General features: G+C 69.9%; 21 protein-coding genes. 9 read left to right on the forward strand and 12 right to left on the reverse strand.

All coding sequences use genetic code 11. The features are described from left to right. Positions 1 to 2: 2 nt before the first annotated feature. The gene (locus AC0N04_RS11160) at positions 3 to 893 is read right to left on the reverse strand and encodes a 3',5'-nucleoside bisphosphate phosphatase (RefSeq protein WP_474281534.1); all 891 of its coding nucleotides are present in this window, start codon (positions 891 to 893) and stop codon (positions 3 to 5) included. Between the two features lie 252 nt (positions 894 to 1,145). On the opposite strand from AC0N04_RS11160, the gene AC0N04_RS11165 reads away from it, so the two are divergent. The 6 genes from AC0N04_RS11165 (at position 1,146) to AC0N04_RS11190 (ending at position 10,265) form a co-directional block, all read left to right on the forward strand. Further along, the gene (locus AC0N04_RS11165; RefSeq protein WP_474282055.1) at positions 1,146 to 2,696 is read left to right on the forward strand and encodes a methyl-accepting chemotaxis protein; all 1,551 of its coding nucleotides are present in this window, start codon (positions 1,146 to 1,148) and stop codon (positions 2,694 to 2,696) included. Positions 2,697 to 2,772: 76 nt separating this feature from the next. Next, complete coding sequence (locus tag AC0N04_RS11170; RefSeq protein WP_474281536.1) at positions 2,773 to 5,073, forward strand: hybrid sensor histidine kinase/response regulator; 2,301 nt, start codon at positions 2,773 to 2,775, stop codon at positions 5,071 to 5,073. A 112-nt stretch (positions 5,074 to 5,185) separates the two neighbouring features. Then, positions 5,186 to 7,672: a putative bifunctional diguanylate cyclase/phosphodiesterase gene (locus AC0N04_RS11175; RefSeq protein WP_474281538.1), complete on the forward strand. Its 2,487-nt coding sequence runs from the start codon at positions 5,186 to 5,188 to the stop codon at positions 7,670 to 7,672. A 109-nt stretch (positions 7,673 to 7,781) separates the two neighbouring features. After that, entirely contained in the window at positions 7,782 to 8,549 is a 768-nt protein-coding gene (gene ypfH / locus AC0N04_RS11180) for an esterase (RefSeq protein ID WP_474281540.1), read from the forward strand. 4 nt (positions 8,550 to 8,553) lie between these two features. After that, positions 8,554 to 9,351 carry a peroxide stress protein YaaA gene (yaaA, locus tag AC0N04_RS11185; RefSeq protein ID WP_474281542.1) on the forward strand — a complete coding sequence of 266 codons (798 nt, stop codon included), beginning with the start codon at positions 8,554 to 8,556 and terminating at the stop codon, positions 9,349 to 9,351. Beyond that, complete coding sequence (locus AC0N04_RS11190; RefSeq protein WP_474281544.1) at positions 9,348 to 10,265, forward strand: 2OG-Fe(II) oxygenase; 918 nt, start codon at positions 9,348 to 9,350, stop codon at positions 10,263 to 10,265. Before yaaA ends, AC0N04_RS11190 begins: the two co-directional genes overlap by 4 nt. A 57-nt stretch (positions 10,266 to 10,322) precedes the next feature. On the opposite strand, the gene AC0N04_RS11195 is transcribed toward AC0N04_RS11190, so the two are convergent. From AC0N04_RS11195 to AC0N04_RS11240, 10 genes are all read right to left on the reverse strand, one after another. Then, the gene (locus tag AC0N04_RS11195; protein WP_474281546.1) at positions 10,323 to 11,036 is read right to left on the reverse strand and encodes an RNA polymerase sigma factor FliA; all 714 of its coding nucleotides are present in this window, start codon (positions 11,034 to 11,036) and stop codon (positions 10,323 to 10,325) included. 18 nt (positions 11,037 to 11,054) lie between these two features. Further along, complete coding sequence (locus AC0N04_RS11200; protein ID WP_474281548.1) at positions 11,055 to 11,846, reverse strand: MinD/ParA family ATP-binding protein; 792 nt, start codon at positions 11,844 to 11,846, stop codon at positions 11,055 to 11,057. 22 nt (positions 11,847 to 11,868) lie between these two features. Next, positions 11,869 to 13,380 carry a flagellar biosynthesis protein FlhF gene (gene flhF, locus AC0N04_RS11205; protein WP_474281550.1) on the reverse strand — a complete coding sequence of 504 codons (1,512 nt, stop codon included), beginning with the start codon at positions 13,378 to 13,380 and terminating at the stop codon, positions 11,869 to 11,871. A 73-nt stretch (positions 13,381 to 13,453) separates the two neighbouring features. Continuing rightward, a complete protein-coding gene (gene flhA / locus AC0N04_RS11210; RefSeq protein ID WP_474281552.1) occupies positions 13,454 to 15,544 on the reverse strand; it encodes a flagellar biosynthesis protein FlhA in 2,091 nt (696 codons plus the stop codon). After that, positions 15,541 to 16,683: an EscU/YscU/HrcU family type III secretion system export apparatus switch protein gene (locus AC0N04_RS11215; RefSeq protein WP_474281554.1), complete on the reverse strand. Its 1,143-nt coding sequence runs from the start codon at positions 16,681 to 16,683 to the stop codon at positions 15,541 to 15,543. The genes flhA and AC0N04_RS11215 overlap by 4 nt, the downstream gene beginning before the upstream one ends. 128 nt (positions 16,684 to 16,811) lie before the next feature. Further along, entirely contained in the window at positions 16,812 to 17,153 is a 342-nt protein-coding gene (locus tag AC0N04_RS11220; RefSeq protein WP_474281556.1) for a YkgJ family cysteine cluster protein, read from the reverse strand. Positions 17,154 to 17,163: 10 nt separating this feature from the next. Further along, the gene (locus AC0N04_RS11225) at positions 17,164 to 18,672 is read right to left on the reverse strand and encodes a serine/threonine protein kinase (protein WP_474281558.1); all 1,509 of its coding nucleotides are present in this window, start codon (positions 18,670 to 18,672) and stop codon (positions 17,164 to 17,166) included. Beyond that, the gene (locus AC0N04_RS11230) at positions 18,662 to 19,405 is read right to left on the reverse strand and encodes a metallophosphoesterase family protein (protein ID WP_474281560.1); all 744 of its coding nucleotides are present in this window, start codon (positions 19,403 to 19,405) and stop codon (positions 18,662 to 18,664) included. The genes AC0N04_RS11225 and AC0N04_RS11230 overlap by 11 nt, the downstream gene beginning before the upstream one ends. Before the next feature lie 228 nt (positions 19,406 to 19,633). Further along, the gene (argF, locus tag AC0N04_RS11235; protein ID WP_474281562.1) at positions 19,634 to 20,596 is read right to left on the reverse strand and encodes an ornithine carbamoyltransferase; all 963 of its coding nucleotides are present in this window, start codon (positions 20,594 to 20,596) and stop codon (positions 19,634 to 19,636) included. After that, positions 20,593 to 21,786, reverse strand: coding sequence for an acetylornithine/succinylornithine family transaminase (locus tag AC0N04_RS11240; RefSeq protein ID WP_474281564.1), 1,194 nt, complete (start codon positions 21,784 to 21,786; stop codon positions 20,593 to 20,595). The genes argF and AC0N04_RS11240 overlap by 4 nt, the downstream gene beginning before the upstream one ends. Positions 21,787 to 22,065: 279 nt before the next feature. Here AC0N04_RS11240 and AC0N04_RS11245 point away from each other — a divergent pair, with 279 nt between their 5' ends. Further along, positions 22,066 to 22,389, forward strand: a complete 324-nt coding sequence (locus tag AC0N04_RS11245) for a DUF3579 domain-containing protein (RefSeq protein WP_474281566.1) — start codon at positions 22,066 to 22,068, stop codon at positions 22,387 to 22,389. Positions 22,390 to 22,479: 90 nt separating this feature from the next. Here the strand turns inward: AC0N04_RS11245 and rpsT are convergent, their stop codons facing one another. Then, positions 22,480 to 22,776: a 30S ribosomal protein S20 gene (rpsT, locus tag AC0N04_RS11250; RefSeq protein ID WP_474281568.1), complete on the reverse strand. Its 297-nt coding sequence runs from the start codon at positions 22,774 to 22,776 to the stop codon at positions 22,480 to 22,482. A gap of 164 nt (positions 22,777 to 22,940) precedes the next feature. On the opposite strand from rpsT, the gene murJ reads away from it, so the two are divergent. Next, positions 22,941 to 24,497: a murein biosynthesis integral membrane protein MurJ gene (murJ, locus tag AC0N04_RS11255; protein ID WP_474281570.1), complete on the forward strand. Its 1,557-nt coding sequence runs from the start codon at positions 22,941 to 22,943 to the stop codon at positions 24,495 to 24,497. Between the two features lie 20 nt (positions 24,498 to 24,517). Further along, entirely contained in the window at positions 24,518 to 25,387 is an 870-nt protein-coding gene (locus AC0N04_RS11260) for a SirB1 family protein (RefSeq protein WP_474281572.1), read from the forward strand. Positions 25,388 to 25,395 lie beyond the last annotated feature (8 nt).

A 25,395-nucleotide genomic window follows, 5' to 3' on the forward strand; every position in this document is an offset into this window, starting at 1 on the left:
CGCTAGACAGCGGCCGCGGCGAGCACCGCCGTGCGATCCAGCGCGGGCCAGCGGTCCTGCCACAGCGTCCAGATCGGCGTGCAGCCGCCGGGCAGGTCGGGCAGGGTGCCCAGCGCGACGCGGCTCTCGCCCGGCGCGTGGAAATCGCTGCCGCGCGAGGCCAGCAGGCCGAACTCGCGCGCCATGCCGGCGTAGGCCATGGCTTCGTCCGGGAAGTGCGCGCCGCAGGTCACTTCGACGCCGACGCCGCCGTGGGCCTTGAACTCGCTGAACAGCGCGTATTCCTCGGTCGGCGTGAAGCGGTAGCGCGCCGGGTGGGCGATCACCGCCACCCCGCCGGCGTCACGGATCCAGCCCAGCGCCTGGCCCAGGCCGGCCCAGCGGTGCGGCACGAAGCCCGGCTTGCCTTCCTTCAGGTAGCGCTGGAACACCTCCTGCACGCTGGCGCAGTGGCCGTGCTCGACCAGGAAGCGCGCGAAGTGCGTGCGCGACACCAGTTCGGGATTCGTCGCATAGGCGCAGGCGCCATCGAAGGCGCCTGCAATGCCGGCCCGCGCCAGGCTCTCGCCCATGTCGCGGGCACGCTGATCCCGGCCGGCGCGCAGCTCGGACAGACCTTGCAGCAGGCCGGCATGGGTCGGGTCCACATCGAAGCCGAGGATGTGCACCGTCTCGCCGATGAAGCTGACCGAGACCTCGACCCCGGTCACGTAGGCCAGCCCCAGCGCCTCGGCGGCGGCCTTCGCCGGCGCCTGGCCCGCCAGCTCGTCGTGATCGGTCAGCGACCACAGCTGCACCCCGCCGGCCAGCGCGCGACGCGCGAGTTCTTCGGGGGGAAGACTGCCATCCGAGCAGGTGGAATGGCAGTGCAGATCGGCGTTCAGGAGGTGCACCGGCGGGATTGTAGGGAAGGACGGTGATCGCGGCGGGCGCAGGGGGATCGGCTGCCATCTGGCCGCCGCGTACGCCGCCGGGATGTCATGGCGCGCTTGCCGGGAATGGCGGGGAAACGGGCCGTTGTTCCCTCATTTGACTTTGGGCTTGACATCGATCATTCTTGCCATCTTTGTCAGACATCGATCAAGTTTCCTGTAAGAAAACTCGGGGCGGCCACGGCCTCGCCACCAGAAGCAAGGATTCAAGTCATGCGCAGCAATCTTCCCGTCAGCCAACGCGAGTTCAAGGTTCCGGCCGGTGTGACGCTGATGTCCACCACCGATGCGCAAAGCCGCATTCAGTACGCGAACAGCGCCTTCATCCAGGTCAGCGGCTATTCGCGGGAGGACCTGATGGGGCAGCCGCACAACCTGGTGCGGCACCCCGACATGCCGGCGCAGGCCTTCGCGGACATGTGGCGCACGCTCAAGGCCGGCCAGTCCTGGACGGCCCTGGTCAAGAACCGGCGCAAGGATGGCGACCATTACTGGGTGCGAGCGAATGCGACACCGATGCGCCGCGGCGGCCAGATCACCGGCTACATGTCGGTCCGCACCCAGGCCAAGCCCGACGAGGTTCAGGCGGCGGAGGCGCTGTACGCCCGGTTCCGCGACGGCCGGGCGCGCCATCAGGCGTTCGACCGGGGCCTGGTGGTGTACACGGGGATCCGCAAGCTGCGCTCGGCGTTCCAGGTGATGCCCATGGCGATGCGCCTGCTGATCGGGTCGACGCTGGTGGCAGCCAGCACCCTGCTGCCCGCCTTCTTCATGGCCTTGTCGCTGGCGCAACTTGCGGGGCTCGTGGCCGGTGCTCTGCTGGGCGTGGTGCTGTGCTCCTTCTGCGCCCACCTGCAGGTCGTGGCACCGATCCGGCGGGCGCTGGCCCAGGCGAATGCGGTGGCGAGCGGCCAGCCGATCGAGCCGGTGATCATGAACCGGGTCGACGAGATCGGAATGTTGATGCGCTCGGTCAATCAGGCCGGACTGAATCTCCAGGCGCTGGTCGACGACGTGTGCGCCCAGGTCGGCGGCGTCGACACGGCCAGCAGGGAGATCGCGGCTGGCAGTCAGGATCTCAGCTCTCGCACCGAACAGACGGCAGCCAACCTGCAGCAGACGGCCTCGTCGATGGAGCAACTGACGCACACCATCCGGCAGAACTCCGCATCGGCGCTGCAGGCCAACCAGATTGCCGCGCAGGCCTCGGACGTGGCGCGCCGCGGCGGTGATGTCATGAGCGATGTGGTGCGCCAGATGAGCGAGATCAGCACCTCCAGCCAGCGGATCGCCGACATCACCGGCGTGATCGACGGCATTGCCTTCCAGACCAACATCCTGGCGCTGAACGCCGCCGTCGAGGCCGCACGTGCCGGCGAGCAGGGCCGCGGCTTCGCGGTGGTGGCCGCGGAGGTGAGGGCGCTGGCGCAGCGTTCGGCGGCGGCGGCGCGGGAGATCAAGGTGCTGATCGGCGATTCGGTGGCCAAGATCGCCTCGGGCGGCGACAGCGTCGAAGAGGCGGGCCGCACGATGGCGCAGGTGGTCGAGCAGGTCGAACGGGTCACCGGGCTGGTCTCCGGCATCGCGACGGTCTCGTCGGAACAGGCCACCGGCGTCGAACAGGTGCACCTGGCGGTGACCGCCCTCGACACCACCACGCAGCAGAACGCGGCCCTGGTCGAGCAGAGCGCCGCCGCCGCCGCGTCGCTGAACGTACAGGCCGGCCGCCTCAACGAAGCGGTTTGCGTCTACAAAGCGTCATAAGCCGCGCGCGGCGTTCCTCGCAGGGCCCGGTCTTTCGGGCAGACTTCCCAATCTGTCATACCCCACCCCGTTTCCCGTGTCTTCCAATTCTTTTTCGGCCGCGCTGCTGGCCGCCCTGGATGAGCATGCCGTGGTCAGCGTGACCGACGGCGACGGCCGCATCCTCCATGTCAATCGGAAGTTCTGCGACCTCAGCGGCTACGAAATGCGGGAGCTGATCGGGTCCGACCACCGCCTGCTGAAGTCCGGCGAGCACGAGGCCGGCTTCTACGAGGACCTGTGGCGCTGCATTGGCGCCGGCAAGACCTGGCGCGGTGAGCTGTGCAACCGACACAAGTCCGGCGAGCGGTACTGGGTGCAGGCCAGCATCACGCCCGAGCTCGACGACGCGGGCCGGCCGCGCCGCTACGTTTCGATCGGCACCGACATCACGCCGGCCCAGCGGGCTCGGCGGCGCGCCGAGCTCGCCGAGCAGCGCTACGCCCGAAGCCAGACGTACGCGGACATCGGCACCTGGGATCTCGACCTCCGCACCCATGAGCTTTACTGGTCCGAGCGCATCGGCCCCTTGTTCGGCTACCCGCTGGGCGCCTGCGAGACCTCGTACGAGCGTTTCCTCGCCGCAGTGCATCCGGACGACCGGTCCGCCTTGACGCAGGCCGTGGACCGCAGCATCCGGGACGGCGCGCCCTACCAGGTCGAGCACCGCTGCGTGTGGCCCGACGGCACCGTGCGCTGGCTGCTCGAACGGGGCGGCGTCACCCGCGCGGCCGACGGCCAGCCGCTGCGCATGCTGGGCGTGGTCCAGGACATCACCGAGCGCAAGGAGGCTCAGGCGCAGTTGGCGCTGTTTCGCCAGGCGGTGGAATCCACCAGCGAAGGCGTTGCGCTGTGCAGCCTGGCGACGCGGCGGCTCGAATACCTGAACCCGGCCGCCCGGGAGATGCTGGGCTGTGCCGACGACGAACTGCTGGGCGTGCGGGTGACCGAGCTCGTACCGGAAGCCGCGCAGGTCGAGTTTGCCGAAGCGATGGAGCGCGTGAAGCAGGGGAAGACCGCGCAGATCGACATCGACCACGCGCGCCCGGACGGCCGCAGCATTCCGCTGCACAACACGCTGGCGCCGGTGCTCGACGAGGCGGGCGCGGTGCGCTTCGTGGTCAACATCTTCAGCGACCGCAGCCACGAGATCGAGCGCCAGAGGGCGCTCAGGATGGCACTGGACGACGCGCGGCGCGCGAATCGCGCCAAGGCCGAGTTCATGTCCCGCATGAGCCACGAACTGCGCACGCCGCTGAACGCCGTGCTCGGGTTTTCGCAGATCCTGCTGGTCAGCCTGCATCTGAACGAGGCGCAGGAGGACGGCGTGCGCGAGATCCTGAAGGCCGGCCAGCACCTGCTGGAGCTGGTGGACGAGGTGCTGGACATCGCGCGCATCGATCTGGGCATGTTGCGCATCGCCCTGCAGCCGGTGCCGCTGCGCGAGGTCGCCCAGGTGGCGATGAAACTGATGGCGCCGATTGCCGACGATCGGCGCGTCTCGCTGGTCTGCGAGGTCGATGCCGGGTGCGTGGTGCTGGCAGACCGCTTGCGGCTCAAGCAGTGCCTGATCAACCTGCTCAGCAACGCGGTCAAGTACAACCGGTCGCCGGGAACGGTGCGGCTTCGCGCCGCTCCGTCGGCGCCGGGGCGCATCCGGATCGAGGTCGAGGACACCGGCCACGGCATCCCCGACGAGGCGATCCCGCACCTGTTCAAGCCGTTCGCGCGCCTGGCCGAACGGCGCGAAAGCGAGGAAGGCGTCGGCATCGGCCTGTCGATCACGCAGAAGCTGGTGGGCCTGATGAACGGGAGCGTCGGCGTTCGCAGCCGGGACGGCGTCGGCAGCGTGTTCTGGATGGACCTGGAACGCGCCCTGCCGAGCGGCGCCAGCCGCGAAGCCGCGATCTCGTTCGCGGGGCTCGGTCCGCTCGACGACGCCGCCAGGACGTCTCACAAAAGGGTGCTCTACGTCGAGGACAACCTGGCGAACCTGAAGCTGGTGAGGTCCATGCTTCGATTGCTGCCCCAGCTGCTGGTGACGACGGCCACCAGCGCGGCCGAAGGCCTGCAACGGGCGCGTGAGGAGCGTCCGGACCTGATCCTGCTGGACGTGGGCCTGCCGGACATGAGCGGCATCGAACTGCTGGGCCAGCTCCGGCTCGACCACGCGCTCGCGCAGGTCCCGGTCGTCGCCATTTCGGCCAATGCGATTCCCGCGGACGTCCAACGCGGCCTGGACGCCGGCTTCGACGACTACCTGACCAAGCCGGTCGACGTGCACAAACTGCTGCTGACGGTCCGGGCGCTGGTGTGGTTCGAGGAGTCCAAGTCATGAAGGCCTGGAACCTCGCCGCGGCGACACGTGCGGCGCGCGAATCGCGGACGCAGTCCGCCGGGCCAGCGTGCCTGCACGGGCTGGGCGCGCACGGCCGGCTGGGGTCTCGGGCATGAAGAGCCACCATCATCCGTTCCAGTTCTTCGCCGGCATCGCGCTGATGGTGATGGCCCTGCCGCTGCTCTGGATCGTCTCGCGCAGCATCGGTCAGCCGGGCGCGCTGCCGCCGTACTTTCCGGCGCTCCACTCGGCGATGGAGCTGGTGGCGGTGGTGGTCGCGATGCTGGTGTTCGTCACCGGCTATCGCGCCGTCGTCTCGCGGCGTGCGGGTGCGATCGTGCTGCTGGGCCTGGGATTCCTGGCGGTGGGTCTGCTCGATGCGCTGCACCTGCTCAGCTCGGCCGGCATGCCGGACCTGGTCAACCCCAACACGCCGCACAAGACCACCTTCTTCTGGCTGGCAGCGCGCTACATCGAGGCGCTGGCCGTGGTGCTTTACGTGGCCTTGCCGGTCGCGTTCCAGATCGGCCGCGCGGCCAGCCGGGCGGGCCTGGCGCTGACCCTGCTCGTCGTGCTGGCCCTGGCCTGGGGCGGCCTGCGCTGCTCGGCCCACCCGCCCGCGCTGGTCGCGAGCCTCGGGGGGCTGCCGCTGCGCAGGATCCTCCTCGAATGGGGGCTGCTCATGCTGGACCTGACCGCGCTCGGCGTGCTGTACGCGCGACGGCAGGCGCTGGTCGGCGAGTGCCTGATGGCCTTGTCGTTCGGCATTGGCTTCGCCGCGGTGTCGGAGCTGTTCTTCACGCTGAACACGGCCGTTGGCGGGGCACTGGCAGGCCATGTCTATCAGCTGGTGTCCTACCTGTTCCTGTTTCACGCGACGTTCCACGAGGCCATGCGCCGTCCCCTGGACTTGCTGCAGGTCCAGCAACAGCGCCACGAGGCCATCATCAATTCGGCGCCCGAAGGCATTCTGGTGGTCGACGAGTCCGGCAGGATCGTCCAGGCCAGCATCTCGATGCAAAGCCTGTTCGGGCTGGCGCCGGCCGCGCTGATCGGCCAGGGGGTGGAGATCCTGCTGCCGCCGGCGTTGCGGGAGCGGCACGTCGCGAGTTTTCGCGCCTTCTTCGACCATCCCGTCGTGCGGCCGATGGGCCGGCTCAGCGACCTGAAGCTGTACAAGCCCGACGGCAGCCTGGTGCCGGTGGACATCGGCATCGGCTACTGGCAGGACGAAACAGGCCACGCCATGGCGGTGGCCTTCGTGCGCGACATCTCGGAGCGCAAGCGCTACGAGGAGGAACTGCGCCACCAGGCGAGCCACGACGCGCTGACCCATCTGCCCAACCGGTGGCTGTTTCGCCAGCATCTGGACCACGCGTTCGAGCGCGCTCAACGGCACGGCAAGCACGTGGCGGTGATCATGCTCGATCTCGACGATTTCAAGCAGGTCAACGACGCGTACGGCCACCAGGTCGGCGACCAGTTGCTGATCGCGGCGGCGGCCCGCATGAAGTCGGCGCTGCGCGAGACCGACACGCTGGCCCGCCTGGGGGGCGACGAGTTCGCGATGCTGCTGGCCGATCTCGATTCGACCCATGAAGCCCTGGTGGTCGCCAACCGGCTGCTGACGGTGCTCTCGCCGGTCTTCCAGCTCGAGGCCTGCGAAGTGGTGTGCGGCGCCAGCATGGGCATCGCCTTCCACCCCGAGGACAGCCTCGATCTCGACCAGCTGCTGGCCCGGTCCGATTCGGCGATGTACCGCGCCAAGCGCGCCGGACGCGGCGGCTACGCCTGCTTCACCCAGGAGATGAGCGACCACGCCCACGAGGACCTGCGCATCGCCGCCCGGCTGCGGCGGGCGATCGAGGGCGACTTCCTGACGTTGGTGTACCAGCCCCAGCTCGACCTGCGGACCCACACCGTGCTGGGGGTCGAGGCCTTGCTGCGCTGGCATGACGAGGAACTGGGCGAGGTGTCGCCCGCGCGCTTCATTCCGGTGGCCGAATCGTCCGGCCTGATCCTGCCGATCTCCGACTGGGTGCTGCAGACCGCCTGCCGGCAGATCGCCGCCTGGCAGGCCCGGGGGGTGACGCTCAAGGTGGCGATCAATCTGTCGGCCCAGCAGCTTCGCCAGACGCATGTCGCCGATCGCATCGCCGAGGTCCTGGCTCAGCACCGGGTGTCGCCGTGCCAGCTGGAGATCGAGATCACCGAGACCTCGGCGATGCAGAACGCCGCCGAGGCCAAGCTGCAGCTCGATCGCATCGCCGCGCTGGGCGTGACGATTGCGCTGGACGACTTCGGCACCGGCTATTCCTCGCTCAACTACTTGAAGGATCTGCCGGTCAGCAAGCTCAAGATCGACCGCAGCTTCATCCAGCACCTGCCCGACGGCGGTAACGACGCGGTCATTGTCCGCGCCATTCTGGCCATGGTGCGCGAACTGGGGCTGCGGGCGATGGCCGAGGGGGTCGAGACCGAGGACCAGCTGGCGTTCCTGCGCGTCAACGGTTGCGAAGCCTACCAGGGCTGGTTGTTCTCGAAGGCGCTGCCGCCCGACGACCTGCTGGCGAAGGTCCTGGGCTTGGCGCCGGCCTGAGCACCGGGGCGGCCCGCCCCCCGGTCCGACGGTGGCCAGGCAGCGTCCGCCGGGCGCGGCAAAGCCCCCCGCGGTCGTTGAATGCTCCAGTCCCGGCGACAATTCACCGATGCATCTTCCCGTCAAGACCCTCCAGTGGGCTCCCGAGCAGGGGGCTCCCGAACAACTCTTCGTGCTGCTGCACGGCGTGGGCGCCAACGCCGCCGACATGACGCCGCTGGCCCAGGCGCTGCGGCGTGAATTTCCGCAGGCCGCGGTGCTGGCCTTCGATGGCTTCGACGCCTTCGACGCGGTGCCCGGCGGCGGGGCCGGCCGGCAGTGGTTCTCGGTCCAGGGCGTCACCGAGGACAACCGTGCGGCCCGCGTGGCGGCCGTGCTGCCCCGGTTGGCCGACGCCGTCGCCGCGGCCCAGCAGGCCTGCGGCCTGGGCCCGCAGGCCACCGCGCTCGTGGGCTTTTCGCAAGGCTCGATCTGCGCGCTGGCGCTGGCCCAGGCGCAGGACGGCATCGCCGGCCGGGTGCTGGCCTTCGCCGGCCGCTATGCCGCGCTGCCCGAGGCGGCGCCGCAGCACACCACGCTGCACTTCTTCCATGGCGGCGCCGATCCGGTGATCGACGTCCAGCATGCCCGCGCCGCGGTGCAGCGACTGGCCGATCTGCATGGCGACGCGACCATCGACATCGCCGAGGGCGCCGGCCATGAGATCAACGGCGCGTTGCTGAATCGCGCGCTGTTCCGCCTGCGCAACCACATCCCGCACCGTTCGTGGGCCGCGGCGATGGGCAGCGTGCCCGGACTGGCCGCGAAGGAGGCCGAGCTCCGCGAGCGCCGCCCCGCGTCCGACCGTGCCGACGACCACGACGACCCGAACGACTGACGCCATGCTGTTCCTGCTCTCGCCGGCCAAGACGCTGGACTACGACAGCCCGGTGCCCGCCGAGGTCGCGGCGCTGGCCACGCGGCCGCATTTCGTCGCCCGCGCGGGCGAACTGATCGATGTGCTGAAGACCCGCACGCCGGCCGAGGTCGCGACGCTGATGGATCTGTCCGATGCGCTGGCCCGGCTCAACGTCGGGCGCTATGCGGCGTGGTCGCCCCGCTTCACGCAGCACAACAGCCGGCCGGCCGTGCTGGCCTTCAACGGCGACGTCTACGAAGGCCTGCAGGCCCGCACGCTGGCGCCGGCCGACCTGGCCTGGGCGCAGCAGCACCTGGCCATCCTCTCGGGTCTCTACGGTGTGCTGCGTCCGCTCGACCGGCTGCAGCCCTACCGCCTGGAGATGGGCACCCGGCTGGCCACCCCGGGGGCGCAGGATTTGTACGGTTTCTGGGGCACCTCGCTGGCCGCCCATCTGAACCGCCAGCTCGCCGGCCACGCGGCGAAGGTGGTGGTCAACCTGGCGTCGCAGGAATACGCCCGGGCGGTGCCGCGCGCGGCGCTGCGCGCGCGGGTGCTCGACTGCCAGTTCGAGGACTGGCATGGCGGTGCGTGGAAGGTCATCAGCTTCCACGCCAAGCGCGCCCGCGGCCTGATGGCGCGTTACGCCATCGAGCAGCGCATCGCCGAGCCGTCGGCGCTGCAGGGTTTCGCGGCCGAAGGCTATGCCTTCGATCCCGGCGCCTCCGGGCCCGACCGCTGGGTGTTCCGGCGCCGCGCCGCTGACACAATCGCCCCATGAGCAAGAGCGTGTTGCGTGGCCGTGCCGCTGCCCCGGCGGTGACGGCGGAATTGACCGCCTGGATCGTCGCCCAGGCGACCGCCGGCTGCCGGCCCGAGGACGTGCTGAAGGCGATGCAGGCCAGCGGATGGCAGGAAGACGTGGCGGTGAAGGCGCTCGAAGACACGCTGGAGCAGCATCTCCAGCAGGTCGCCGCGGCGCAGACCGGCGAGTCCCTGCATCGGCGCGGCGGCCCCGATCATCCGGTGCCGATCGACGTGGCCGTGCCCGAACCGGCGCTGGTGGACGGGCGGCAGGTGCTGGACGCCGGCGACCGCGAGGTGGCGGTGCTGATGAGCCTGCAGCGGCCCCGTGTGGTGGTGTTCGGCGGGCTGCTGTCGCACGAGGAGTGCGACGCGCTGCGGGCGCTGGCGGCGCCGCGCCTGGCGCGCTCGGAGACGGTCGCCACCGACTCCGGCGGCAGCGAGGTGAACGAGGCACGGACCAGCGACGGCATGTTCTTCGAGCGCGCCGAGTTCGAGCTGTGCGACCGCATCGAACGCCGCATCGCGGCGCTGGTGAACTGGCCGCTGCAGAACGGCGAGGGCCTGCAGGTGCTGCGCTATCGCCCTGGTGCCGAGTACCTGCCGCACCACGATTATTTCGATCCCGAGCAGCCCGGCACGCCCAGCGTGCTGGCCCGCGGCGGCCAGCGCGTGGGCACGGTCGTGATGTACCTGAACACGCCCGAGCGCGGCGGCGCCACGAACTTCCCGGACTGCGGCCTGTCGGTGGCCCCGATCAAGGGCAACGCGGTGTTCTTCAGCTACGACCGGCCGCATCCGGCGACGCTGACGCTGCACGCCGGCGCGCCGGTGCAGGCCGGCGAGAAGTGGGTCGCGACCAAATGGCTGCGCGAACGCGAGTTCGTCTGAGCGCCCGGCCGTTGCCCTGAAACCCGCGCGCGTCGGCGCTGGCGGCGCGCGGCCGTCTCACCAGGCGCGCAGCTTGGCGCGCAGGCGGGCGATCGACTGGCTGTGCAGCTGGCAGACCCGCGATTCGGTCACCTTCAGCACCGCGGCGATTTCCTTCAGGTTCATGTCGTGCTCGTAGTACATGCTCATCACGTACTGCTCGCGCTCGGGCAGGTGCTTGATCGCCTCGACCAGCGCCTCGCGCATGCGGTGGTCCTGCAGCATGGCCAGCGGGTTGGCCTCGTCGCTGACGACGTGGCGGTCGAGGTAGTCGTCGCTGCCCTCGTCGCCCGACATATCTTCCAGGTACACCAGCTGGGTGCCGCGCACCTTGGTCAGCAGGTCCTGGTAGGCCGACAGGCCCAGGCCCATCTCGGCGGCGATCTCGCTTTCCTGCGGTGCGCGGCCCAGGCGCTGCTCCAGGCGGTGCACGGCGGCTTCGATCTCGCGCTGCTGGCGCCGGTTGCCGCGGCTCATCCAGTCGGTGCCGCGCAACTCGTCGAGCATCGCGCCGCGGATGCGCTGGGTGGCGAAGGTCTCGAACTGCACGCCCTGCGCGGCGTCGAAGCGGCCGAGCGCGTCGTGCAGGCCGATCATGCCGACCTGGATCAGGTCGTCGATCTCCACGTTCGCCGGCAGCTTGGCGATCATCTGATGGGCCAGGCGGCGAACCAGGGGGCTGTGCTGCTTGAGCAGCGCCTGGGTGTCGAGACGGCCGTTGGCGGTGTACATGGACGGTCTCCGGGCAGGTCAGTAGAGAAGCGGCGCGGGCATCGTGCGGACGGGCGCGTCGGCCGGCATCAGCACCGGCAGGCCGGCGTCGTCGTTGAGCAGTTGTTCGGTCGCCAGGCGGATCAGCGCGGCCTCCAGCGGGGCGTCCAGCGGGCGGCCGCAATCGACGCCGGCGAAGGTGCGCAGCACGCTGCCCAGGAAGCTGTCGCCGGTCTGCGCCAGCCGCTCGGCCACGCGCAGCGCGCGGCGGGGGCCGTCCTGCACGTCGGCCAGCAGGTCGAAGGTCAGCAGGCCGGCGCGCTGGGCCAGCAGCTTCATCGAGGTGTAGGCGTCGGTCAGGCCGGCGCCGTCGAGCGAGGCCATCAGCACCGGTCGCACCGGGCGGCGGCCCAGCAGGCGCACCAGGTCGCGGGCATTGGCGTGGAGCACGATCGCGTCGGCGCGTGGTGCGGCGCTTTCCACCGCGGCCAGCCAGGCCTCGGACGAGCCGCGGGCGTTGACATGGCGCAGCGGCAGGCCGCGCGCCGCCAGGTAGTGCACCTGGCTGCCCAGCGGTTCGATGCAGGCCGGCAGATCGATCTCGGCCATCTCGCTGGCCTCGGGTGAGGTGTCGGCGGCGTCGACCACCAGCGTGGTCGCGCCCAGCTCGGCGAGCGCCGAGCTCAGGCGTTCGAGCAGCACGCTGGTGCGCTCGACGTGCGGGTTGGCCACCAGCGGCACGATGCGCTGGCGCGAGCCGGCGAAGAGCCGGCGCAGGCCATCGGCCTGGTCAGCCGGACTGCGCTGGGGGTAGGCGTTGAGAGCGGCCATGCGGTTCACCGTCTCGGGGGCGTCAGGCCTGCAGGGCGCGGGCGGCCAGCGCCGGGCGTTGCGCGGAGGCGAACACCAGTTGCACGTCGGTGGCTTCCATGCGGTAGGTGGCGGTGCCGCCGCCCTTGAGCGCACGTTGCAGCAAGGCGTTGGAGGACAGGCGGTGCCAGTCTTCCGGCACGCGCTGGCCGTTGGCCACGCCCCAGACCTTGAGCTTGTGGCGGATCACGGCGTCGAGCGCCGGCGCCAGCTTCACCGCCTCGTCGATCTTGGACAGGATCACGCCCTTGCAGCGCGAGGCGCGCCAGGCGGCGATCACGTCGTCGATGGTCTCGCCCTGCGACGAGGCGTCGACCACCAGCAGGCGCTGGATCGACGGGTGCGAGAGCATGTCCAGCAGCTCGCGGGTGCGGCTGTCGCGCTGGGCCATGCCGGCGGTGTCGATCAGCACCATCTTCTTGCCCGCTAGCAGCTCCAGCAGGTCTTCGAGCGAGGCGCGGTCGTGGGCGGTGTGCACCGGTACGCCCAGGATGCGGCCGTAGGTGCGCAGCTGTTCGTGGGCGCCGACGCGGTAGGCGTCCAGCGTGATCAGGCCCAGGTTGGCGGCGCCGTAGCGGGTGGCGAAGGCGGCCGCCAGCTTGGCGGTGCTGGTGGTCTTGCCGACGCCGGTCGAGCCGATCAGCGCGAACACGCCGCCTTGCTCTTCCAGGGCCGGTTCGTGCTCGCCGGTCAACAGGTTGCGCTCCAGCACGCCGGTGGCCCAGCTGGTTTCGTCGCTGGCGTTGGCTGGCAGCGCCTCGACCAGCTTGCGGATCAGGCCGGGCGAGAAGCTGCAGTCGAGCAGCTTCTGGGCGAGTTGCGCCTGGCGCGGATGGCGCTGCAGCTTTTCCATGAAGGCCAGCGCGCCGAAGCGCTCTTCGATCAGGCCTTTCATCGCGCGCAGCTCGTGCACCATGTCGAGCTGCTCGGCGCGGTCGCCGGCGGCCTCGCCGAGCGCCGGCAGCGCGGCCGGCTCGGGGCGCACCTCGCGGGTCGGCGCGGGGGCCGGTGCGGCGCGGGCGGCGACGGCGGCGCGCGGCGGCGCCGGGCGGGCGGCCGGCTGAGGGGCAGGAGCGGGCAGGTCGCTGTCGTCCTGGGCGTCGGACAGCGCGGCCTGGCGGCGCTTGAGCATGCGCTCGCGCACATAGTCCTGGAACGACAAGGTGCTCATCGCCAGTTGCTCGACATCGCCGTCCACGTCGCCGTCGCCGCCGTGCTGCAGGCGCTCGGCCAGGCGGCGGCCGGGCAGCGGACGCTCGGCGGTCTGGCGTTCGGCGCGCGAGGCCAGCGAATCACGCTGGGCCGTGCGCTGGGCCGCGGCCGAGGGGCTGGAGACGCGCTCGAACTGCTCGACCGTGTCGGGGGCCATCGCCAGCACCTCGACGCCGTCGCTGCAGGGCTTGGTCGACAGCACCACGGCGTCCTCGCCGAAGGCCTGGCGCACCAGCGCAAAGGCTTCGCGCGAGGTGCGCGCGGTGAAACGCTTGACGTTCATACGGCCTCCTTGAAAACTGCCGAGGCAACGGCGCCGGGCTCATGGCCGTCGGCCGAAGGGATCAGGTTCGTGTTCATGCATTGCTCCCGATGACCTGGCCGATCCGGATCGAGTGGGTTTCGGGAATCTCGCTGTGGGCCAGCACCTTCAGGCGCGGCGCGGCGCGCTTGAGCAGCCGGGCCAGCGGCGCGCGCAGCGTGTCGGGCACCAGCAGGCAGGCCGGGTGGCCGAGGTTTTCCTGCTTGCGCACGCTCTCGGCGGCCTGGCGGGTCAGGGTGTCGGCCACGCCCGGGTCCAGCACCGGGCCATGGGCCGAGTTGAGCGCCTGGTTGACCAGGCGTTCGAGTTCGGGCTCGAGCGCGATCACGTCCAGCTCCTTGGCCGGGCCGTAGATCTGCTGCACGATGGCCGGCGCCAGCTGGACGCGGATGCGGCGGGCCAGTTCGGCCGGGTCGGTGACCACCGCGGCGTGTTCGGCCAGGCATTCGACGATCGAGCGGAAATCGCGGATGTGGACGCCTTCTTCCAGCAGCAGCTGCAGGACTTTCTGCAAGGTGGAGATGCCAACCATCTTCGGTACCACGTCGTCGATCAGTTTGGGGTTCAGCTTGGTCATGTGCTCCACCAGGGCCTGGGTCTCGGCGCGACCCAGCAGCTTGGCGGCGTTCACTTGCATCAAGTGTGAGAGGTGGGTGGCCAGCACGGTCGAGCAATCAACGACCGTAAACCCGTTCATTTGGGCCTGCTCCTTCTGGCGCTCTTCGATCCAGACGGCAGGCAGGCCGAAGGCCGGGTCCACCGTCTTGGTGCCGGGCAGCTGCGGCACGCCGCCGGCCGGGTTGATCGCCAGGTACATGCCCGGGAAGGCCTCGCCTTCGCCGACCGTGGCACCGCGCAGCGTGACGCGATAGAGGCTGGGCTTGAGCTCCAGGTTGTCGCGGATGTGCACCGACGGCGGCAGGAAGCCGACCTCCTGCGCGAACTTCTTGCGCACGCCCTTGATGCGGCCCAGCAGGTCGCCGCCGCGGGCCTTGTCGACCAGCGTGATCAGGCGGTAGCCCACTTCCAGGCCCAGCGTGTCCACCGGCTGCAGATCGTCCCAGGTGGCTTCGGCATTGGCCTGCGGGGTGGGGTCGTTCTTGGTCGCCACCGGCGCCTGGGCGGCGCGGCGGGCCTGGCGCGTCAGCCACCAGGCGTAGTAGCCGATCAGGCTGGCCATGAACAGGAACACCAGGTGCGGCATGTTCGGGATCAGGCCCAGCGCGCCGATGATGCCGGCGGTGATGCCCAGCGCCTTGGGCGAGCTGAACACCTGGGTGCGGATCTGGCTGCCGATGTCGAATTCCGAGCCGACGCGCGAGACCACCATCGCCGCGGCGACCGAGATCAGCAGGCCCGGGATCTGGGCCACCAGCGCGTCGCCGACCGCGAGCAGGATGTAGGTGCTGGCCGCCTCGGACACGCTCAGCCCGTGCTGGGCCACGCCGATGATGAAGCCGCCGACGATGTTGATGACCAGGATCAGCATCCCCGCCATCGCGTCGCCGCGCACGAACTTGCTGGCACCGTCCATCGAACCGAAGAAGTCGGCTTCCTCGCCGACCTCGGCGCGGCGCTTGCGGGCGGTGGCCTCGTCGATCAGGCCGGCGTTGAGGTCGGCGTCGATCGCCATCTGCTTGCCGGGCATCGCGTCCAGGGTGAAGCGCGCGCCGACCTCGGCGATGCGTTCGGCGCCCTTGGTGACGACGATGAAGTTGATCACCACCAGGATCGCGAAGACGATCAGGCCGACCGCGAAATTGCCGCCGATCAGGAAGTGGCCGAAGGACTCGATCACCTTGCCGGCGGCGGCGGCGCCGGTATGGCCGTTCATCAGCACCACCCGCGCCGAGGCCACGTTCAGCGACAGGCGCAGCAGCGTGGTGACCAGCAGCACGGTCGGGAAGGCCGCGAAGTCCAGCGGCTTGATCATGTTGGCCGCCACCATCATCACCATCAGCGACATCGCGATGTTGAAGGTGAACAGCAGGTCCAGCGCGAAGGGCGGCAGCGGCAGCACCATCATCGACAGGATCATGACGATGAAGATCGGCGCCATCAGCGCCTTGACCACCCCGGCGTTCTCGCCGAACAGGGCTTTGAGTTGGGCTTGCATCGCGTTCATGTGGCGTCAGCGCGCGGGCGCTGGGTGTGCGGATCGAGGTCAGGAGGGACCACCACATCGGGCGGCGCCAGATGCAGGTCCGGTGCGCGGCGCAGCTGGTAGACCCAGGCCAGCACCTGGGCGACCGCGGCGAACAGGGCGGCCGGCACTTCCTGGTCCAGCTCGACGTGGGCGTACAGCGCACGGGCCAGCGGCGGCGCCTGCAGTACCGGCACCTTGGCTTCGCGGGCCAGGTCGCGGATCTTCATCGCGAGCAGGTCCGTGCCCTTGGCCACGACGCGCGGCGCGCCCATGCGGGCCTCGTCGTACTTCAGCGCCACGGCGTAGTGGGTCGGGTTCATCACCACCAGATCGGCGGCGGGCACCGCGGTCAGCATGCGCTTGCGGGCCATCTGGCGCATGCGGGCCTTGATCTTGTTCTTGACCTCCATGTTGCCTTCGGCCTGCTTGTGCTCTTCCTTGGCCTCTTCGCGGCTCATCTTCAGCCGGTCGGCCCACAGGTAGCGCTGCAGCGGCACGTCGACCAGCGCCCAGGCGCCCAGGCCCAGCAGCATCAGCCCGAAGCCGCCGGCCATCAGCGATCCGATCTGCTGAACGGCCTGCGGCAGCGGCACCGCCAGCAGGCCGGTCAGGCTGGCGAAGCGGCCCTTGACGTAGCTGAAGCCGGTCGCCCCCATCAGCGCGGCCAGCGCCGACATCTTCAGCAGGTCGATCAGGTGCTGCTTGTTGACCAGCCGGCCCAGGCCGGCGATCGGGTTGAAGCGACCGAGGCTCGGCTGCAAGGCCTTGAAGCTCAGGTTCCAGCCGCCCGACACGGTGGCGGCCGCGATCGCCACGGCGCTCATCAGCAGGCCCATCGGCACGATCACCAGCAGGGCCTGGGTCATCAGGCGGGCCAGCGCATCGGTCATCGCGCCGGGCTGCAGCACGGCGTGGCGGTCGAACTGCAGCGCACCGGCCAGCATCGTGCGCAGCCAGCCCGACAGCGGCGAGGCCGCGGTCATCAGCATCACCCCGCCGGCACCCAGCGCGGCGAAGTGGGCCAGGTCGCGCGAGCGTGGGATCTGACCGTCCTCGCGGGCACGGCGCTTTTTCCGCTCGGAAGCGGGCAGGTTGCGGTCTTGGGCGGAATCAGCCATGGTCAGGCCTGATCGTGCCCCAGGGCACCGCCGAACTTGAGCGGGAAAAGCGGGCGGTTAGCGGCCTTGATGCGGGCTTGGGCCGCCGCCGGGCCGGGCGCCGGGCCGTCGGGCGGTGGGGTCGGCGGCTAGTCGGGCAGCGCGGCCAGGCCGTGGCGGCGGCGGGCGCGGGCGCAGGCCTCGTCGCCCCGGCCCAGTGGCGCGAGCGGGGCGAATTCCCGGCAGGGGGACGGGCGCCATTCGTAGATGCCGCAGTGCGCATCCCGGCCGACCCGGCCCACCAGCGCGGCGCAGCGCGGCGCGGCATGGTCGGTGCCGCGCATGCGGCACAGCGAGCCGGTCACCGGTACCGCCAGACCGTCGGGCACCGGGCCGCCCTCGCTGGCGAGTTCGTCGCGGGCGAAGTCGACCCGGAAGCAGGCGCAGCAGGCGCCGCAATGCAGGCAGGGGTTGTCGCTCGGGCGGGTCACGGCGGCGGGGTCAGCTGGCGGCGCCGTCGTCGGGGGCCGAGGCGCGCACCACGGTGACGCTGCAGTCCGATTCGGCCACCACCTGCGAGGACACGCTGCCGAGGTAGCGGCGCAGCGCCGAGCGGCCGCGCGCGCCCATCACGATGTGGTCGACCTGGTTGCGGCGCGCGAAGTCGACGATCGCCGCCGCGGCGTCCGGCGCTTCCAGCACGTGGAAGGTCAGGCGGCCCTCGGCGAGGTTCAGCGATTTGCTGATCGGCCGGGCCCAGTGCTTCAGGTTGACGAGCTGCTTGACATGCACGCTGCGGCCGGCACTGTCGACCAGCTCGTCCATGCCGATGCGGGCGGTGCGCATCACGCTGACGCAGGCCAGCCGGGCGCCGGGCTCGGTGTGCACGATGCGGCGCACGGTCTCTCGCAGCGCTTCGAGCAGTGCCGTCGAGGCGCTGTCGATGTCCACCGCCGCCATGATGATCGGGCTGCGCTGCACCAGTTCGGCGGCGCTGACGCTGCGGCTCTCGGGTTCGCTGCCGAGCGCGAAGAACCAGCGCTTGAGGCGGGTGAAGGCGCTGCTGCGGGTGAGCTTGTCGGCGCGGCGGGTCAGCGGTACCTGACTCGGGTCCTGCAGCGCCAGCGACAGCAGGGCGGCGCTCTGGTAGCGGTGGGCCGCATCGACCTCCAGGCATTTCAGGATCACTTCCTGCAGCCAGGGCGGGCAGTCGGGCCGCAGGGCGCGCGGCGGCACCGGGTCCACGTAGAGCCGCTTGCGCAGGCCGCTGACCGAACTGGGGGCGCCGAACGGGCGCTCGCCGGTGGTGAAGTGGTAGAGCATCACGCCCAGCGCGAACAGGTCGCTGCGCAGGTCGTTGCGCACGAACTGCACCTGCTCGGGCGACATGTAAGGCCCGGTGCCCATCGGCAGGGTGAACTCCTCGTCGAGCAGGTCGGGCAGGTGGTCATGGCGCGACAGGCCGAAGTCGATCAGCACCGCGGTGCCGTCGGGCCGGAACAGGATGTTGCTGGGCTTGATGTCCAGGTGCACCACGTGCTGGCGGTGCAGGTCGTGCAGCGCGGTGGCCACCCGGGCGCCGATTTCCACCACCTCGTCGAGCGCCAGCGGCGCTTCGTCCAGGCGCGGCCGCAGCGTCGGGCCGGCCAGGTGTTCCATGACGATGTAGGGCTGGCGCGTGAAGTCGCCCTTGGCGACGAATTTCGGCACGTGCGGGCCCGACAGCATCGGCATGATCATCCGCTCGACCTCGAAGCCGACGATGGTGGCCGGATCCTCGCCGCCCTTGATGCGCGGCACCTTCATCATCAGCGGCATGGCGTCCGGCCCGTCGGCCGGGCTGCCGTCGGGGTGGACGCGCAGCACCCGCCACAGCGCCGCCATGCCGCCCAGGTGCAGGCGCTCTTCCAGGCGGAAGCCGTCCACCACCTGGCCGACCTGCAGGGCGCGCGGACCGGTGTCGGGCGCCGCCGAGCCGGCAGGCGCCGGGAAGACGCCGCTACTGTCCATGGGCCAGGCGATCGGCGAGGCGTTCGGGCAGGCCGGCCGCGCGGATCTTGGCGGCGGCGGTGTCGACGTCGTAGGGCACGCGGTGGAAGGTCAGCGTCTGGTCGCTCAGGTGGAACATCGCGTAGCAGGCCGCGGGGTTGCCGTCACGCGGCTGGCCCGCTGAGCCGGGCACGATCAGCCATTGGCGATGCGGTGGGATCGGGATGGCGATGCCCGGCGTCGGCACGAAGTCGCCGGCCTTGCCGGTGCCCGACAGGTGGAACAGCTTGGGTTCGTGCATGTGGCCGCAGAAGGTGTAGTGGCAGGTCGTGGCGTGCAGGCTGCGCACGGCCTCGATCCGGCTCTGGATGTATTCCCACTCGGCCGGCGCGAAGGCGTTGGCGTGGACGAACAGCAGATCCCCCTCGGAATGGGACAGCGGGCGGCTGGTCAGAAAGCCCAGTTGCTCGTCGTTCAGCTGCGCACGGGTCCATTCCAGCACCTCGCGGGCTTCGGGCCGCATGGAGGGCGAGACGGTGTCGGCCACGCCCGAATCGTGGTTGCCGCCGACGGCGATCGCGCCGTCGGCGACATAGCGCTGCACGGTGTCGATGACCCACCCCGGGTCGGCGCCGTAGCCCACGTAGTCGCCCAGGAACGCATAACGCTGGGCACCGTGGGCGTGGGCGTGGTCCAGCACCGCCTGGACCGCTTCGCGGTTGGCGTGCAGGTCGGTGATCAACGCGAGTTTCATGGTGCTGGTGTCTCCTCGGCCTCGACTGTGCGCTTCGGCGCTGACGGCAAGCTGCCGTCGCGACTCAGCCGATCCGACCCAGCAGCGGGTACTCCATGAAGGCACGTTTGCACGTGCATTCGATGCTGGCTTCGGCCCGCGCCCCTCGCGGGGCTCTTCACGTCCGCTGCGCGGGCATGAGCCTGCGCCGAAACAGGATGCCAGCGCTGCGGGCCGCCGGCCCGGCCTTCAGCCGATCCGGCCGAGCAGAAGGTACTCCATCAGGGCCTTTTGCACGTGCATCCTGTTTTCCGCCTCGTCCCAGACGACGGATTGGGGGCCGTCGATCACCTCGGCCGTCACCTCTTCGCCGCGGTGGGCGGGCAGGCAGTGCATGAACAGCGCGTCGGGCTGGGCCGCGGCCATCATCTCGGCATCCACGCACCAGTCGGCGAAGGCCTTGATGCGGGCCTCGTTCTCGGCCTCGTAGCCCATGCTGGTCCAGACGTCGGTGGTCACCAGGTGGGCGCCGCGGCAGGCTTCGAGCGGGTCGGCGAAGACCTTGTAGCAGTCGGTGCGCGTGATGCCGGCCACCCCGGGGTCGACCTCGTAGCCGCCGGGGGTGCTGACGTGGACGGTGAAGCCCAGGATCTCGGCCGCCTGCAGCCAGGTGTTGGCCATGTTGTTGCCGTCGCCGACCCAGGCCACCACCTTGCCCTGCAGGCTGGCCATGTCGTAGCCGCGTGCGCCCACCGGGGCCCGGTGTTCCAGGTAGGTGAAGATGTCGGCCAGGATCTGGCAGGGGTGGTATTCGTTGGTCAGGCCGTTGATCACCGGCACGCGCGAATGGGCGGCGAAGCGCTCGATCTTGGTCTGCTCGTAGGTGCGGATCATCACCAGGTCGACCATGCGGCTGATCACGCGCGCCGAGTCGTCGATCGGTTCGGCGCGGCCGAGCTGGCTGTCGCCGGTGGTCAGGTGCACCACCGAGCCACCCATCTGGTACATGCCGGCCTCGAAGCTGACCCGGGTGCGGGTGCTGGCCTTCTCGAAGATCATCGCCAGCGTCCGGTCGGCCAGCGGCTGGTAGCGCTCGTAGTTCTTGAAGCGCTGCTTGATGATGCGGGCACGCTCGAACAGGTAGGTGTATTCCTCGGCGCGGAAGTCCTTGAACTGCAGGTAGTGTTTCATCAGGCTGAATCCCGGTTTCATGCGGCGGCTTCCGACAGGAAGGTCTTGATCAGCGGCACCAGCAGGCTGACGATCTCGTCGGCCTCGTCGACGCTGAGGATCAGCGGCGGCACCAGGCGGATCACGCTGTCGGCCGTGACGCTGAGCAGCAGCCCGGCCTGCATCGCGCGGGTCAGGATGACGCCGCAGGGTCGATCCAGCTCGATGCCCAGCATCAGGCCCTGGCCGCGCACGTCCTTGACGCCGGCCAGGCCGCCCAGTTCGCGCTCCAACGCCGCCTTGAGGTGGGCGCCGACCGCCGCGGCGTTGGCCATCAGGTCGTCGTCGATCATGATGTCCAGCGTCGCGATGCCGGCGCGCATCGCCAGCGGGTTGCCGCCGAAGGTGCTGCCGTGGTTGCCGGGGCCCAGCACGTTCTTGGCCTTGTCGCCGACCACGATCGCGCCGATCGGCACGCCCGAGCCCAGGCCCTTGGCCAGCGGCATCACGTCGGGCAGGATGCCGGCCCACTGGTGGGCGAACCACTTGCCGGTGCGGCCGATGCCGCATTGCACCTCGTCGAGCATCAGCAGCCAGTTCTGTTCGTCGCAGAGTTGGCGCACCGCGCGCAGGTAGTCCCACTGCATCGGGCGGATGCCGCCTTCGCCCTGGATGGTTTCGAGGAACACCGCCACCACGTCGGGATGGCGGCGGGCGGCCTCGCGCATCGCCGCCACGTCGTTGGCCGGCACGCGCACGAAGCCTTCGACCAGCGGCCCGAAGCCTTCCTGCACCTTGGGATTGCCGGTGGCCGACAGGGTGGCGATCGAGCGGCCGTGGAAGGCCTTCTCGAGCACGATCACCTCGGGGCGCTCGATGCCGCGGTCATGGCCGAACTTGCGGGCGATCTTCAGTGCGCCTTCGTTGGCCTCCAGGCCGCTGGAGCAGAAGAACGCCGCGGACAGTCCCGACAGCTCGCACAGGCGGGCGGCCAGGCGCTCCTGCAGCGGGTTTTCGTAATAGTTCGAGCAGTGGATCAGCTTGGCCACCTGGTCTTGAAGCGCCGGCACCAGCTTGGGATGGGCATGGCCCAGCGTGTTGACCGCGATGCCGCCCAGCGCGTCCAGGTAGCGTCGGCCCTCGGTGTCCCAGACGCGGCAGCCTCGGCCGTGCGACAGCGCGATCGGCAGTCGGCCATAGGTGTTCATCACGTGGGGCATCGAGGCGGGCATCAAAGGACTCCGATTGCTGAGCGGTTGCGAGGTCGTCGGGAAGACGACAAAAGGGTCGGCGGCGCGAGGGTGCGTGCGCCCCGACCCCGCCAAATTCTAAGGGGCAGGCCCCGCGGCGCCGAAACGGGGGCCGTCCGGCCCCGGGGCATGGATCATGCTTGCTGCGCCGCAACACAATCAGGGCACAATGCGCCCCTGCTTCCTGCCGGCTGCCGGGCGGCGTCATGCCAGACGCCGCCGATACGATGGCCGCCCTTGCTCATCACCTTTCCCACGCCCGTGTCCAAGCCCCGCGAAGTTTTCATCCAAGGCCTGACCAAGGAGGGGCGCACGTTCCGCCCCAGCGACTGGGCCGAGCGGCTGGCCGGCGCGATGTCGTGTTTTCGTCCCGGCGGCGTGCAAGGCGGGATCGGGGCCTTTATCGGCTATTCGCCGCTGTGCGTGCCGCGGGTCATCAACGGGCTGAAATGCGTGATCGTCAGCGAGGCCTTGCGCGATGTCGAGCCGATGGCCTGGGACTTCGTGATGAACTTCGCCCGCGACAACGACCTGCAGGTGACCGAGGCCTGCCTGCTGCCCGAGGAGCCGCCGCGCAAGGGCTGACGCTTAGGCCGTTCGTCGGTGTCGCCACGGACCGACCAAGAAAAAGGCCCCGCACTGCGGGGCCTTCGTCATTCCACCTGGAGTGGGCTGTCAAGCAGCCAGCGCCTTCACCTTGGCCGACAGGCGGCTCTTGTGGCGGGCAGCCTTGTTCTTGTGGAACAAGCCCTTGTCGGCGATCGAATCGATCACGCTCTGGGCCGTCTTGAACAGTTCGGTGGCCTTGGTCTTGTCGCCGGCGGCAACTGCCTTCAGGACGCTCTTGATCGAGGTACGGAACTTCGAACGCAGCGACGTGTTCGCGGCGTTCAGCTTGACGTCCTGGCGGGCGCGCTTGCGGCCCGAGGCCAGGCGCACGGTGCGCTTCTTGGCTTTGGAGGAGGTGGCCATGCTTCTGTGGATTTCCAGGTGGGTAAAGACTGTCGAGTATAGCATTTCCGCGCCACATCGGGCAAGCGGGCGCCGGACCGGCACGCTGCACCGTCCCTATAATTCGCGGACCCGGGGCGTTCAGCCCCTTGCTTTTTTCCGTCACGACCCGTGCCGGCTCTCGCATGAACCTGCTGAAAGCGGCATCGACCGTTTCTCTCTGGACCCTGCTGTCGCGGATCGTGGGCCTGGCGCGCGAGCAACTGGTGGCCCATGTCTTCGGCGCCAGTGCGACGACCGACGCGTTCAACATCGCCTTTCGCATTCCCAACCTGCTGCGGCGGCTGTTTGCCGAAGGGGCGTTCTCGGCCGCCTTCGTGCCCATCCTGGCCAACTCGCGCGAGACGCAGGGCGACGGCCCCACCCACGCGCTGCTGGACGCGGTGGCCACGGTGCTGTTCTGGATCCTGGTGCTGACCTGCGTGGTGGGCGTGGTCGGCGCGCCGGTGATCGTCTGGCTGTTCGGCGCCGGGCTTGAGAAACTGGATCTGGCGGTGCTGCTGACCCGCTGGATGTTTCCGTACATCGGTTTCATGTCGCTGGTGGCCTTGTCGGCCGGCATCCTGAACACCTGGAAGCACTTTGTGGTGCCGGCGGCCACGCCGGTGCTGATGAACGTGGCGGTGGTCAGCAGCGTGCTGTTCGTGGCGCCCTGGCTGCAGCGCCATGGCATCGAGCCGATCCACTCGATGTCGGTCGGCGTCCTGCTGGGCGGCGTGCTGCAGCTGGGCATCCAGGTGCCGGCCTTGCTGCGCATCGGCTGCCTGCCGCGCATCGGGCTGTCGCCCCGGCGCCTCCTTTCGGCGTGGCACCACCCGGGCGTGCACCGCCTGATGCGGCAGATGGCGCCGGCGCTGCTGGGGGTGTCGGTGGCGCAGATCTCGATTCTGATCAACAGCCAGATCGCGTCGCACCTGGGGCCCGGCGCGGTTTCCTGGCTGACCTATGCCGACCGCCTGATGGAGTTTCCCACCGCCTTGCTGGGCGTGGCCCTGGGGGTGGTGCTGATGCCGGGCCTGGCGGCCCTTCGCGCGCGCCAGGACGACGTCGGCTACGCCGGTCACCTCGATTGGGGTCTGCGGCTGGCGGCCTTGCTGGCGCTGCCATGTTCGGCTGCGTTGATGGTGTTTGCGCTGCCGATGGTGACGGTGCTGTTCCATCACGGCCGCTTTGATGCCGAGGCGGTCGGCATGACCAGCCGCGCCGTGCAGGGCTACGGCGTCGGCCTGATCGGTCTGATCGGCGTGAAGGTGCTGGCCCCCGGGTTCTATGCCCGGCAGGACATCCGCACGCCGGTGCGCATCGCAATCATGGTGCTGATCCTCACTCAGTTGATGAATGCGGTCTTCGTGCCCTGGCTCGGCCATGCCGGCCTGGCGCTGGCCACCAGCCTGGGCGCGGTCATGAACGCGTCCTGGCTGCTGACCGGGCTGTGGCAGCGGGGGGCCTACCGGCCTTCGCCAGGCTGGCGGGCCTTCCTGGTCCGCGTGGTCGGCGCGACGGCGTTGATGGCGGCCTGGCTGGCCTGGGTGGCGCAACGGGTCGACTGGATCGGCCTGCGGCCCCACTGGGCCGAGCGGGCCGGCCTGCTGGCGGCGACCCTGGCGGCGGCCGCGCTGGTGTATTTCGGCACCCTGCGGGCGCTGGGGTTGAACCTGCGTCAGTTCGCGCGCCAGGGCTGAAGCCGTTCTACACTCGACCCATGGTCGTCCCGTTGCGATTCGAGGTTCCCAGTCCGCTGGCGTACTTCGCGGCCCTGGTGGCCGAAGACGAGGGCTTTTCGCTGCTGGAAGCGGCGATCGTCCTCGCGCAGGACGACTGGCCCGAGCTGGATCCGCAGTCGGTGATGTCCGACATCGACGCGCTGGCCGAGCGGCTGCGGCGACGCCTGCCTGCCGATGCCAGTGCGCTCCACCGGGTGCGACTGCTGAACCGGTTCTTCTACCGCGAGCTCGGCTTTGCCGCCAACACCAACGATTTCCACGACCCGGCCAACAGCTTCCTGCACCATGTGCTCCAGACCCGGCGGGGCATTCCGGTGTCGCTGGCCGTGCTGTACATCGAACTGGCCCAGCAGATCGGGCTGGTGGCGCGCGGGGTGTCGTTTCCGGGGCATTTCCTGGTCAAGCTGAAGCTGCCCGATGGCGAGGTCGTGCTGGACCCGGTCAACGGCGAATCGCTGACCCGGGAGATGCTGGACGAGCGGCTGGAGCCCTACCGCCGCCAGCACGGCCTGGTCGGCGATTTCGACGCGCCGCTGGGCCTGTTTCTCCAGCCCGCCACGGCCCGCGAGATCATCGCCCGGATGCTGGGCAACCTGAAGACCCTGTACTCCCAGCTGGGCGACCTGGCGCGCTTGCTGGCGGTGCAGCAGCGCCTGGTGTGCCTGCTGCCCGCGGCCTGGGAGGAGCGGCGCGACCGCGGCCGCACGCTGGCCGAGCTGGGGCAGCGCGAACTGGCCATGGCCGATCTGGCGGCCTATCTCGAGCATCGTCCGCGTGCCGCCGACGAGCCGGCGGTGAGCCGTGAGCTCGATGCGCTGGAGCAGCGCCCGCGCCGCTTCCTGCATTGAGGGCCGCC

It is taken from the genome of Ideonella sp. sgz306126, from assembly GCF_056032705.1.